Genomic DNA, 11,982 nt, shown 5'->3' on the forward strand with positions numbered 1-11,982 from the left:
AATGAGTCAGTGCACTAGCTGCACCGCCGAGGTGCAGAGCGCGTCGCGCGCGTCGTCCGGCAGGCAGGCGGCGGGCGCCTCCTCCCACACCTTCTGGCGCCGGCGCTGGAGCGAGCATTCGCGCTCATGGAGGTGGATAGCCTCGCGCCCGTCGCCGAGCACCTGCACCTCGACGTGGCGGGCCCGGCCGACGAAGCGCTCGAGATAGAGGCCGCCGTCGCCGAAGGCGGCCTTGGCCTCGGCGGTCGCCTGCGGGATCAGGGTCGCGAGCTCGTCCGGGTCCTGCGCCACCCGGATGCCGCGCCCGCCGCCCCCGGCCGCCGCCTTGATCATGACGGGAAAGCCGATCGCGGCGGCGGCGGCCCGGGCCTGGTCCAGCCCCTCGACCCGGCCCTCGCTGCCCGGCACGGTCGGCACGCCCGCCCGCGCGGCGATCGTTCGGGCGGTTGCCTTGTCGCCCATCTGCCGGATCGTCTCCGGCGCGGGGCCGATGAAGACGAGGCCCGCCTCCTCGACCATCTGGGCGAAGTCCGCGTTCTCCGACAGGAAGCCGTAGCCCGGATGGACCGCGTCGCAGCCGCTCTCGAGCGCGGCGCGCAGGACCGCCTCCTTGTTGAGGTAGGACTTGCCGGCATGGGCCGGGCCGATCTCCGCGACCGCGTCGGCGAGGCGGGCCGGGAGCATCTCCCGGTCGGCGGCGCTCACAGCCTGGACGGTGGCGATGCCGAGCTCGCGGGCGGCGCGGACGATGCGCAGGGCGATCTCGCCCCGGTTGGCGACGAGGATCCGGCGGATCGCCATGGCGCTCAGGCCTCGAGGTCGTAGAGCGGCTGGCCGGCCATGACGGCATCCTCGTTCTCGACGTGGAAGGCCTTCAGGGTGCCGGCCTCCTCGGCGATCACCGGCGTGAAGGTCTTCATCACCTCGATCAGCCCGACCGTGTCGCCGACGGCGACCGCGTCGTTCTCGGCCTTGAAGGGCGGATCGCCCGGGTTGGCCGCACGGTAGAACGTGCCAGGAATCGGGGCCTGGATGGTCTTGAGCGCCATGGTCGTCCTTGGGATCCTCTCGTGTCGATGATGGCTCAGGCCGCGTGCTCCAGCCCCTCCCGGCGGAGGGCCTGGCGCAGGGTGCGGGCGAGGTCGGCAGCCCCCGGCGTGTCGGAATGGATGCAGATGCTCTCGCGGCCGACCGGGACGTCCCGCCCGCCGACCGTCGCCACCACCCCCTCGCGCAGCGCCCGCAAGACTCGGGCGGTGCCGGCCTCGGCCTCGACCGGCGGGTGCTCGCGGGTGATGATCAGGCTGCCGTCGTCGGCGTAGTCGAGATCGGCGTAGAACTCCGCCACCATGGTGTGGCCGCGGGCCGGATAGACGCTCTCGTGCAGCGTGCCGCGCATGCCGAGGATCGGCACCCGGAAGATGTCGGCGGCGTCGCAGATCGCTTCGGCGATGTCAGGCTGGCGCGCCGCCATGCCGTAGAGCGAGCCGTGCGGCTTGATGTGGTTGAGGGCCATCCCCTCCGCGTCGAGAAAGCCCTTGAGCGCCCCGATCTGATAGATCAGGCAGTTCGTCAGTTCCTCGCGGCCGATCTTCATCTCGCGCCGGCCGAAGCCCTGGAGGTCGGGCAGGGACGGGTGCGCGCCGACCGCGACGCCGTGGGCACGCGCCAGCCGCACCGTCGCCCGCATGTGGTTGAAGTCGGAGCCGTGGAAGCCGCAGGCGACGTTGGCGATGTGGATGTGGGGCATCAGGGCGGCATCATCGCCGAGGCGCCAGATGCCGAAGCCCTCGCCCATGTCGCAGTTGATCGAGACCATCGGGTTGCCTCCGGCTGGACCGCGGACCGGAGAGTTGCAAGCGTTCGCACCATTGTAAAATCGGAAATCTGCGTGCCGGCTTTCGAAAAATCCGATACCCCTCCCCGTGTCGGAGGCCGGGCATGTCGATCTCGCTCAAGCAGATCCGCTACTTCATCGCGGCGGCGGAATCCGGCCGCATCTCGCAGGCGGCCGTGGAGCTCAACGTGTCGCAATCCGCCGTGACGGCGGCGGTACAGCAGCTCGAAGCCGTGCTTGGCGTGCGCCTGTTCGAGCGCCACGCGGCCGGCGTCGCGCTGACGCGGGAGGGCAACCGATTCCTGCTGCACGGCCGCAACATCATGGCGGCGGTGGCCGAGGCGGTACGCGAGCCGAGGGCGGCGGGCGCCGCCGTCACCGGCACGGTCCGGGTCGGGGTGACCTACACGGTGGCCGGCTACTTCCTGCCGCACCACCACGCCCGCTTCGCCTCGAGCTTTCCGGGCGTGACGCTGAACCTGTTCGAGGCGCCGCGGGACGTGATCGAGCAGGCGCTGCTCGACGGCGCCCTCGACATCGCCGTCATGCTGGTCTCGAACCTCCAGGCGCGCGACGCGCTCGCCGCCGAGACCCTGATCCGCTCGCGGCGCCGGCTGTGGCTGCCCGCCGAGCACCCGCTCCTGCGCCAGGGCCGGGTGGGCCTGAGCGACGTCGCCCGGCACCCATACATCATGCTCACCGTCGATGAGGCCGGCCATACCGCCGGGCGTTACTGGGCCCTGACCCCCTTCCGCCCCGAGGTGATCTTCAAGACCTCCTCCGTCGAGTCCGTGCGCAGCATGGTGGCGGCGGGCATGGGGGTCACCATCCTCTCTGACCTCGTCTATCGGCCCTGGTCGCTGGAGGGCCAGCGCCTGGAGCGGCGCCAGATTGAGGACGAGATCCCGACGATGGATGTCGGCCTCGCCTGGCGGGCCGATACGGCGCTCACCCCTGCCGCCAGGACCTTCCGCGAGTTCGTCAACCTCGCCTGTGCAGGCCAGGGCTGAAGCCTCTTCTTGTTTGGGCTTCGCCGTCCAGGCGACCGTCACTTCGACTGCGACCCGGATAGACCGACGTTCCCGGCGTCCGTGCGGAGGAGACCGGTCTCCGGGGCAAACTCCTCGGCCATGTCCCGCAGGGCATCCTCCTTGGCCATGTCCCGCAGGACATCACCGACGTCGCGTGCACGAGCGCGGCACGCACCCCCGATCATGCACCCACCGTCGGTCAAAACGCATCGCACCTTGCACGTCATCCAGAGAGTGGGCCGGCGCCAAGACCGGTCCGGAATGTGACGCTGGGCCGTCCCGTTGAGTACGCGTCATACGGGGGGAGTAAACACCCCGGCAGGTCCAGCCGGTGGCCGTTTGCCCCGCGATGCCGGTCGACGCTGGCCGATGCACTCCAAGCGCGAGCACAGCGCGGCCGCCAATGGCGGGGTCAGCGTGTCAGAAACTCGAACGTCCGGAAGCCCGGTGGAACTGGACACTCCAGAGAAGTCCTACGAGGGGCCGCTTTGGGTCATTCGGCCCCCTTAGGGGCAACCATCCTGCTGGTACGCCGCAGCCGTTTAGACCGCGGCGCCCTGTTCAGATTTCGGTCTGCTCCGAGAGGATCAGCGCGTCGTCAACCTCAATGCCGAGGTAGCGAACCGTGCTCTCCAGCTTCGTGTGGCCGAGCAACAGTTGGCAGGCTCGGATATTGCCGGTACGCTTGTATACCAGCGCGACCTTCGTGCGGCGTAGGCTGTGCGTGCCGAACGCCGAAGGGTCCAGGCCGATCAGGGCAACCCACCGGTCTACCAGCCGACTATAATGCCGAGTCGTGAGATGCTCTCCGGGACGACTCCGGCTTGGAAACAGCCAGTCGGAGGCTTTCAACCTGCGCGCAGTCAACCAAGCCGTGAGAGCTTCGCGCGTCGGTTCGGTGATCTCGAACGGAACCGGCCTGCCGGTCTTGCGCTGGCAGACCGTCGCTCGAAGACGCACGGCGTCGCCCAGATAGATGTCACTAACACGCAGGCCGACGAGATCACACCCGCGCAGCTTGCTATCGACGGCAAGGTTGAACAGGGCAAGATCTCGCGTGCAATTAGCGAGCTGAAGGCGCGTGCGCAGGGCCCAGATGTGCTTCGGCTTCAGCGGCGGTTTAGGGCCGACGATACGGCCGCGGTTCCAAGGAACACGTGGTTTGGTGGAGACGGTAACGACCTCAGGCATGACAGGCTCCTGTGTTAAGGAGCCCGCCATGAGGGACCCGATGCTGCCAGTGAGTCCAATGTCGAATGACGGCTCTCTGTGGCACAAGCCGACATCGGCGCCGGCGGGCCTGGACTGCTGCTCCCGACCCTTTGCTGACCCTCGGAAAGTCTGCTTTCTGGCCGCCTACCTAACGATCATCTACGACCGGATCAGGTGGCTTTCTGCCTATCTACTTCTGGATAGCGTATGCATAGTAGTGGACGCATCTGAGTTAATCGCGCGAAATCACAAACAAAATCTCGCCATAACCGCCATCATAAATTCATCTTCACATACCCTCATCCACACCGTGGACCCGCCTAGACATAGGGCGTTCCTGATACCGCAGCAGCAGCGGCTTGGAAACCTCGATCGATAAGACGAAGAAATATTTGACCGGCGGCCTCGGCATCACCGTTTCTGTCAGCCACGTTATACCCTTCGAAAAATGCCACGCTCCACGTAGCTACGAGCAAGCCCGCTAGCAAATGCGCGTCGGTATCGTCCGCTGGTCGATCGATCGACTCTGCCAGCATCGCTGCCAGAACGCGCGTGAACTCGCTGCACATCTGGCGCGCGCGCGCCTTCAGCGCCTCGCTGGCCAGCGCCGTCGCCACGAACCTCAGGGGCGCACCGAAAAGCGGTAGGAGCGGGTTCCGGTCCTCGATACAGCGATGAGCGAGCAATCGCAGTGCCGTGACCGGGCTCATTTCCTCTTCCCGCCCCTGGATGGCCGCGAACACCATCTCGCGCACTTCGTCCTCGCGGTCGAAGAACATGTCCTCCTTGCGGGGAAAATGATTGAACACGGTCATACGGCCGACATCCGCTGCCTCCGCAATCTCGTCAATCGTCACCTGATCAAAGCCGTGCTCCATGAACAGGCGCGTGGCCGAATCGGAGATGGCTTGGCGCGTCGCTAGCCGCTTCCGTGTGCGCCTGTCCAGCTTGGGGCTTGCGTGTTCCTGCATATCAATATATACTCGGTATAATTTCATATCGAGATTACTTTGAGGTGGTGGCATGCCCACGTCAACTCCTATGTCAGGTGCGCCCCTCGCCGAGCCTCGGTCCGTGCTCGTCAGCGGTGCGAGTTTCGCTGGCTTGGCGACGGCATTCTGGCTGAACCGACTCGGATATCGCGTCACAGTGGTTGAGGTCGCACCTAGTCTCCGGCGTGGCGGGACGCCCGTAGATATCCAGGGCGAGACAATCGCCATTCTCACGAGCATGGATTTGATGGAGGCCGTTCGGGAGAGAACGCTTCCCCCTCGGCGCTTCGCATTCAAGGATGCGAAAAACACAACGCTGGGCGAAATGGCCCACCACCCCGACGACGAGGCGGGACCGCGATACGAGATCCACCGCGACGACCTGTTGGAGGTTCTGTCTGGCGCAATCGGGGGAGATGTGGAACTGCTGTTCAATTGCTCGATCGTGGCGATTGAGGAGCGTCCTGAAGGGGTGTCGGCGACGTTCAGCGACGGCAGTCGGCACGAATTCGCACTGATATTTGGCTGCGATGGAAACCGCTCCAACACGCGCAGGCTAGTGTTCGGCGACGGCGAGCAGTTCACCCATTTCATGGGCGGATATTTCTACCTCAAAGTCGTGCCAGATACCGGACTGCTTCCGCCGAATAGCTCGGAGGTTTTTGCCGTTCCTGGACGGATGGCGATGCTGAACGGCTATGACGATCGCACGGATATCGGCTTCGGGTTCCGCACGGCTGGCGAGATCGAATACGATCACCGGAACAAGGATCAGCAACGTCGCCTGATCGAGGAGCATTTTTCCGGTCTGGAATGGAAAGTGCCGGACATGCTTGCTCATATAGGCGACGACAATAATTTCTATTTTGATCGTATCAGCCAGATTAGGATGCCGACTTGGTCGCAAGGGCGCATCACTCTCGTCGGCGACGCCGGTTATTGCGTGTCCCCTTTCGCTGGCCTCGGTGGCTCGATGGCCATCATCGGCGCGGGAAGGTTGGCCGACGCCCTGGCGCGGCATCCAGACAACTATGCCGCCGCATTTCGCGCTTATGAGGAAGGACTACGGCCGTTCGTCGAACAGGTACAAGAACGGGCTGCTATAGATAGCGTACAGATGCTGTTTCCCGGCGACGAGGCCGAAATGGCGGAGCGAGATCGTAAGCTGGCCTTCGGAGATATCGGCGTTTAACAGCCATTTTGAATAAGATTCGACGGCGGCACGAGTAGCTGGGTTGGGTCGGAGGCGGAACGTCTGCTTCATCGCGAAGATTAAGTGCCCGCTTTCCACCCGTTGCAGACGCAGGTGGCCGTGCCTTTAGGGGCTCAGAGCCGTGTTCTCATCGTTCAGACGGAGCGACCAGACCAAGGCCCCCTGGTCGTCAGTGAGCCAGGCCAAGTTGATGTCGTCGGTCAGGCTTCCGCTCCTGGTTCGAGTTTAGGCAGGAGCGGATTTCTGAAAGGCCGGCGATCTATGGCACGATCGCCAGAGTTGTCGCATTGAGATCAAGCGGCCCTAACTGTGGCGAGGAAGCGAGCGACCTCCGCGCCAAGCTGCTCAGACTGGCGCGATAGCTCGGAGGCGGCCGATAGGACCTGTGTCGCCGCCGCTCCCGTCTCTTCCGAGGCCTGCGCCACGCCAGCGATGTTGCCAGTCACCTCGCTGGTGCCGGCCGAGGCCTGAGCGACGTTGCGCACGATCTCCTGCGTCGCCGCGCCCTGCTGCTCGACCGCTGCGGCCAGCGAGGTCGCCACGCTGTCGATCTCGCTAATCCGCCCGGTGATGCCGCCGATTGCCGTCACGGCCTGGGCGGTGACGCCCTGCACCTCACCGATCTGGCGGCCGATCTCCTCGGTCGCCCGGGCAGTCTGCCCGGCTAGTGCCTTGACCTCGCTCGCCACCACCGCAAAGCCGCGCCCTGCCGCTCCAGCGCGGGCAGCCTCGATGGTGGCGTTGAGCGCCAGGAGGTTGGTCTGCCCGGCGATGGTGGAGATTAGACCGACCATGTCACCGATCCGTGTAGAGGTAGCCTGCAGCGCCTGGACCAGATGCGTGGTCTGATCAGCCTCGCTAACCGCCGACTGGGCAAGCCGGGCCGAGCCGGAGACCTGCCGGGCGATCTCCTGCACCGAGGAACTCAACTCCTCGGTAGCGGCAGCGACGGTGTTGACGTTCGCGGCGGCCTCTTCGGCGGCTGCGGCCACAGTGGTGGACTGCGACGCCGTCTCGGTAGCGATGGCGGTCATCTGCTGGGCGGTAACCTGGAGCTCAGTAGCCGACGACGACACCATTCCGACGATGTTGCCGACTGCGCGCTCGAAGCCATCAGCTAGTTCGATCATCGTGCGCTTGCGCGCGGAGGACGCGGCCTCATCGGCCCGGCGCTTGATTTCGGCCTCCTCGGCGGCCTTGCGGGCGACCATAGCCTTGATGCCCTCGACCGCCTTACCGACCGCGCCAATCTCGTCGCCGCGAGCGGCTTCCTTGATCTCCGCGTCGATCTCGCCGCGGGCCATGCGCTGGAGCACCGTTACGAGACCGCCGAGTGGGTGAGTGATCTGCCGGATGATCACATAGACGCCGTAGGCAATGCTGAGCATGGCAAGAACGAGTGCGGCCACCAGCCCCACGCGCGACTGGCCTGCGATGGCCTGGGAGCGTTGATATTCCACCTCCGCCTCACGGACCTGCAGTGCGGTCAGCTTGCCGAGGGTTGCGTTGGTGGCCTGCGTGCCCTTCAGCAGGTCGGCATGCGTCGTCTCGAATTCCGGCGTACCTCCGGCTGCGAGGCGCTTGAGGATTTCGGACATGATGGCTCCGTTCCGATTGATCCTTCCCTGCAGATCATCGGCGAGGCTTTTCTCCTCCGGGGTCAGATAGGTCGCTAGGTATGCCGACCATTGTGTCTGCAGGTTGGAAAGATCACTCTCGATCCTATCCTTGGCTTTGTCTGGTCCTATCTGCCTGCCGCGCAACATACGCGAGACATCGATCATGTCGTCGTAGGCATCTCGGATGATGCTGAACTGCCGGAGGCAAACAACGCGGTCTTCAATGACTGTTTTGAGGCTCTGGTGGCTCCAATGGAGCGCCAAGTTGCCCAATGTGGCTGTCGCCAGGAGTAGTAGGCCCAGGCCGGTCAGCAGTGCGACAAGTCGCAGCTTAATTGTCATAATGGTCCAACTTTTATTTCTACAGGGATGATTAAAATCTACAATCATACAATTTAAAATTGTAGATTTCGTTGGTATTAACTGAAGTTCGGGCGTAATAGTTAAATTTGTATGTATATGATGTTGATATATTTGTGATCGTGAAACAACTCAGAAAATAACGGTGTTAGGCCATAATGGATATTGCTTTATCTATGTCGCCCTCTATGCACAATATTTGCTATGCAATGGCAGCAATGAGGCGAGAATTTATTCGCTTAAAGTAGCATAGAAGGGATTGGAGAAGCTTTCGCGCACCTCGTGTTGAGTCGCGGATGGAACATCGGCTTGCGGACGAAATTTCAAGGTCCACTCACCACCCCGGGCGGACCGTAGGCGGGGCACTCCGAGGTCCGTTCGTTATTCCGGCCGTCCATATGGGCATACCCTAGCGGATTCCGAGCGTCGTTTTGGGCAGCTTTCGACCCCATGCGGTCCTTCCGTGGCGGCGGATGGATGATCCGCGCGGGGTCAGGACTTCGCCCGCCGTTTGTTCCGCTGTGCGCCAATTTCCGACCTTCAATCACTTCAGCTGAAGTGGCAGCTCGTCACCTGATAGCGGACCTCTCGCAGGCCGGCGAGTTCCATTATCGAAAAACCCCATCAACAGTTGGTCGCGATAGCTCGTCGTCGACAAATATAAAATAGCGGCGCATTCTTGGCGGCGACCACTAAGCTAACGATTTTAGCGGCCTTCATGGCCAAGGATTAGATTATAATGCTGCAGAATTGTGCTTGGCAGGAATCGCAGCGGAAGGATCGGGGCCTCACATTGGCATAGCGAAAGCGAGCGCACTGGCGCTCGAAGGTACGTGCGACCAAGGCCGGGTACGGCGACGCGCTCTATCCCGTTGTCAAGACTGCCCGATCCGCATGTGGAGGCGGCGTTTCCATGGGCTGCGCAGTCGCTTGCGCGGCGGCTGCCGGCTTGCTGGGACATCGGGGTCGTTGCAGTCGATCTACGCCAGGGCAGCGGCGCCCGCTTCCACCGATCCCGGCTCGCCCCCTGCAGCCGGCCCGGCGGCACATGCTTGACATGTTCCCAATCACGCAGGCGCTGCGACAGCATCCCTATCCACTTCGATCGTCTTAGGATCAGCAACGGTTCCGCGCCCCGCCACGTATCGTCGGCCACTGACTGGTCATGTCTGGGAGGACGGAGCCATCATGACTGATGATCACCTATATCATTTTTCTCTATTTGATGAACAACCGCTCTGCACGCACGATCCTTCCGACTGGGCGCATACAAGAACGCCATCACGCGCGGTCGCCCGAAAGAACAACCGGAGGAATCATGCCCAATCACCGCGACCTGTGCACATTCGCTGACGTCTGACGGACAGCGGCATCATGCAGCCGAACTGGGTCGTGCTGTCGCTCACGTTGGCCTACTTGGCAGCGATGGGGTTGATCAGCGTCGTCGCGCGCCGTCACGCCAGGAGCGCCGGCAGCTTCACGTCGGGAGGAGCGCGTTACCCGGCAGTCCTGATCGGCTTCCTGCTCATGTCCGAGTTCATCGGTACGGCGGCGAGCGTCGGCACGACGCAGACCGCCGTGAAGGTCGGCCTCTCGGCGGCCTGGAACATCGTGGCCCTCGGCATCGGCTTCATGCTGTACGCCTTCTTCCTGGCCCGTCGCTTCAAGACGCTCGGCGAGAACACCATCTCGGGCGCGCTGGCCCGCGCCTATGGACGCCCGACCAAGCTCGCCACCTCGGTCATCATGATCTTCGCCCTGCAGATCGTGGCGATCTCGACCTACGCGGGCGGCGGCTCCATCCTGGCGGGGCTGCTCGGGATGGACCGCACCACGGCGATCGTCATCACCGGCGCGGTGGCGACGCTCTACGTCGGCATCGGCGGCATGCGCTCCGTGATCACCACCAATGTGCTGCACGCCGTCGTCAAGTACGTCGGCATCCTGGTCGCAGCGGCCTTCGCCGTCTCGCAAATCGGCGGCCTCGGGTCCCTGCAGGCACAGGTTCCGGCCCGGATGTTTGCCGTCGACACCGTCGGCTGGTCCCAGATCCTGGCTTGGCTCGTGGCCGGGATCGGCGCGGTCTTCTCGACACAATACGTGATCCAGGCGATCAACACCGTGGAGGACGGTCGCACCGCCCAGGCCGCGAGCTTCTGGTGCGCAATCCTTCTCGATTCCGTTCGGCCTGCTGGCCGCCCTCGTCGGCGTGTGCGCGGGCGCCTTGATGCCGAACGTGCCGCCGATCGGGGTGCTGCCGGCGCTGATCGCCCGGATGGACGACGTCCTTGCCGCGGTCGTGGTCGCGGGCCTCGCCGGTTCGCTGTTCGGCACGATCTCGGCGCTCAGCATCGGTGCGGCGACGCTCCTCTACAAGGATTTCTACATACCCCTTCGCGGCGATGTGGAAGGACGCGGCTCGCTCGCCTTCGTGCGTGCGGCGACGATCGCGGTGGGGCTGCTGCCGATTCCGCTCGCGATCTACGCGCCGGATATCCTGAAGGTTACCTTCCTCGCCAAGTCCCTGCGCACCACTCTCGCGGTCCTGGTCCTGTTCGCCTTCTACGCGCCACACGTGACGCGGCCGCGGGCCGCATTCGTCAGCATCGTCGCGTCCCTCGTGCTGACGATCGGCTGGTTCCTGGCGGGCGACCCATTCGGGATCGACAATGCCTACGTGGCTCTGGTCATCCCACTGGTCGTGATGGGGACGGATCACCTGCTGAAGCGGTCAGGCGCGGACATCCCGGCCTCTGTTCCGGTATCCCTGCGACAGAAGTAGCAGCGAGGCTGGGCATGGCGACGGCTGGCTGCGTTCGGCACCGGGTGCTAGGCTGTTCTCATGTCTGATGCTCTCGAAATCACGTACGGAGATTTCGGCCGCGTTGCCCTGCTCGACATGGATCGCGGGTTGGTTCGCCACGCCCATCCGCACTGCCACGTGCTGCTGAAGGTCGAGGGTGACGACACGCAGTTCCTGGTCGGCGACCGGGTGGTCAACCTGACCGACAGCCAGGCGGTCCTCGTCAACGCGTGGGAGACCCACGCCTACGTCCACGATCCGCGCCGCGAGCCGTCGATGATCCTCGCGCTGTACATCGAGCCGGCATGGCTCGGCGCCTTCCGGCACAATTGGTCGGCGAGCGCCGCACCGGGCTTCTTCGACGAGCCCGCCGGGCTGATCACCGCGGTGATCCGCGGTCTCGTGCGGGATCTCGCCGCCGAGATGGTCTACACCCCCGGTTCACCGCGCATCCGGGGCGAGCTGCTGCCGGGACTGATGATCGCCCTGATCGAGCGGTTCACGAAGTGGCGCGAGATCGGAACCTCCCTGCGCGAAGCAGGGCGGCGCCCGCGGGGAGACTGGCGTGTGCAGCGGGCCATGGCCCGGATGCGCGGCGAGGACGGGCTCGGCCTCAGCGCCGAAGCCCTGGCCCGCGAAGCCGGCCTGTCGCGCGCCCATTTCTACCGCCTGTTCGAGCAGACGACCGGCGCCTCGCCGCACGTCTTCCTCAACTCGATCCGGATCGAGCGCGCCGTCGAGGCGATCGTCGCGGGCGACGAGAGCCTTTCGGATCTCGGCACGAAGCTCGGCTTCGCGGCACCCGCGCATTTCTCGCGCTTCTTCCGCGACCACGTCAGCGTGCCCCCGAGCGTCTTCCGCGGCATCGTCCGCCGCTCGGCCGGCTTCGCGGCCTGATCCCACCCGCCGCAACTC

At 64.4% G+C, this 11,982-nt stretch carries 9 protein-coding genes and 2 pseudogenes; 5 read left to right on the plus strand and 6 right to left on the minus strand.

Features of this window, described 5'->3' with window-relative positions:
- Positions 1-15 precede the first annotated feature (15 nt).
- From QR78_RS12740 to pxpA, 3 genes and pseudogenes are all read right to left on the minus strand, one after another.
- Positions 16-801 (minus strand): annotated as a pseudogene (locus QR78_RS12740) (ATP-binding protein); the annotation flags it as partial.
- A 5-nt stretch (positions 802-806) separates the two neighbouring features.
- On the minus strand, positions 807-1,049 hold the full coding sequence (locus tag QR78_RS12745; protein ID WP_048427903.1) for an acetyl-CoA carboxylase: 243 nt from the start codon (positions 1,047-1,049) through the stop codon (positions 807-809).
- Positions 1,050-1,084: 35 nt separating this feature from the next.
- Entirely contained in the window at positions 1,085-1,819 is a 735-nt protein-coding gene (pxpA, locus tag QR78_RS12750) for a 5-oxoprolinase subunit PxpA (RefSeq protein WP_048427904.1), read from the minus strand.
- Between the two features lie 122 nt (positions 1,820-1,941).
- Here pxpA and QR78_RS12755 point away from each other — a divergent pair, with 122 nt between their 5' ends.
- A complete protein-coding gene (locus QR78_RS12755) occupies positions 1,942-2,847 on the plus strand; it encodes a LysR family transcriptional regulator (RefSeq protein WP_048427905.1) in 906 nt (301 codons plus the stop codon).
- 582 nt (positions 2,848-3,429) lie between these two features.
- Here the strand turns inward: QR78_RS12755 and QR78_RS12760 are convergent.
- Together QR78_RS12760 and QR78_RS12765 are read right to left on the minus strand one after the other, a co-directional pair.
- On the minus strand, positions 3,430-4,059 hold the full coding sequence (locus tag QR78_RS12760; RefSeq protein ID WP_048427906.1) for a tyrosine-type recombinase/integrase: 630 nt from the start codon (positions 4,057-4,059) through the stop codon (positions 3,430-3,432).
- 341 nt (positions 4,060-4,400) lie between these two features.
- Positions 4,401-5,105, minus strand: a complete 705-nt coding sequence (locus QR78_RS12765) for a TetR/AcrR family transcriptional regulator (RefSeq protein WP_342027894.1) — start codon at positions 5,103-5,105, stop codon at positions 4,401-4,403.
- Positions 5,106-5,154: 49 nt separating this feature from the next.
- On the opposite strand from QR78_RS12765, the gene QR78_RS12770 reads away from it, so the two are divergent.
- Positions 5,155-6,264 carry an FAD-dependent monooxygenase gene (locus tag QR78_RS12770; RefSeq protein ID WP_158004039.1) on the plus strand — a complete coding sequence of 370 codons (1,110 nt, stop codon included), beginning with the start codon at positions 5,155-5,157 and terminating at the stop codon, positions 6,262-6,264.
- A gap of 314 nt (positions 6,265-6,578) precedes the next feature.
- Here the strand turns inward: QR78_RS12770 and QR78_RS12775 are convergent, their stop codons facing one another.
- Positions 6,579-8,246: a methyl-accepting chemotaxis protein gene (locus tag QR78_RS12775; protein WP_048427909.1), complete on the minus strand. Its 1,668-nt coding sequence runs from the start codon at positions 8,244-8,246 to the stop codon at positions 6,579-6,581.
- 1,545 nt (positions 8,247-9,791) lie between these two features.
- Here QR78_RS12775 and QR78_RS36035 point away from each other — a divergent pair.
- The 3 genes and pseudogenes from QR78_RS36035 to QR78_RS12785 all read left to right on the plus strand — a co-directional run.
- Positions 9,792-10,208, plus strand: a pseudogene (locus tag QR78_RS36035) (sodium:solute symporter family transporter); the annotation flags it as partial.
- A 283-nt stretch (positions 10,209-10,491) separates the two neighbouring features.
- Positions 10,492-11,046, plus strand: a complete 555-nt coding sequence (locus QR78_RS36040; protein ID WP_244276327.1) for an SLC5/6 family protein — start codon at positions 10,492-10,494, stop codon at positions 11,044-11,046.
- Between the two features lie 60 nt (positions 11,047-11,106).
- Positions 11,107-11,964, plus strand: coding sequence for an AraC family transcriptional regulator (locus QR78_RS12785; RefSeq protein ID WP_048427910.1), 858 nt, complete (start codon positions 11,107-11,109; stop codon positions 11,962-11,964).
- The last annotated feature ends 18 nt before the right edge of the window (positions 11,965-11,982 follow it).

This window comes from Methylobacterium indicum (assembly GCF_001043895.1).
GTDB classification, from domain to species: domain Bacteria; phylum Pseudomonadota; class Alphaproteobacteria; order Rhizobiales; family Beijerinckiaceae; genus Methylobacterium; species Methylobacterium indicum.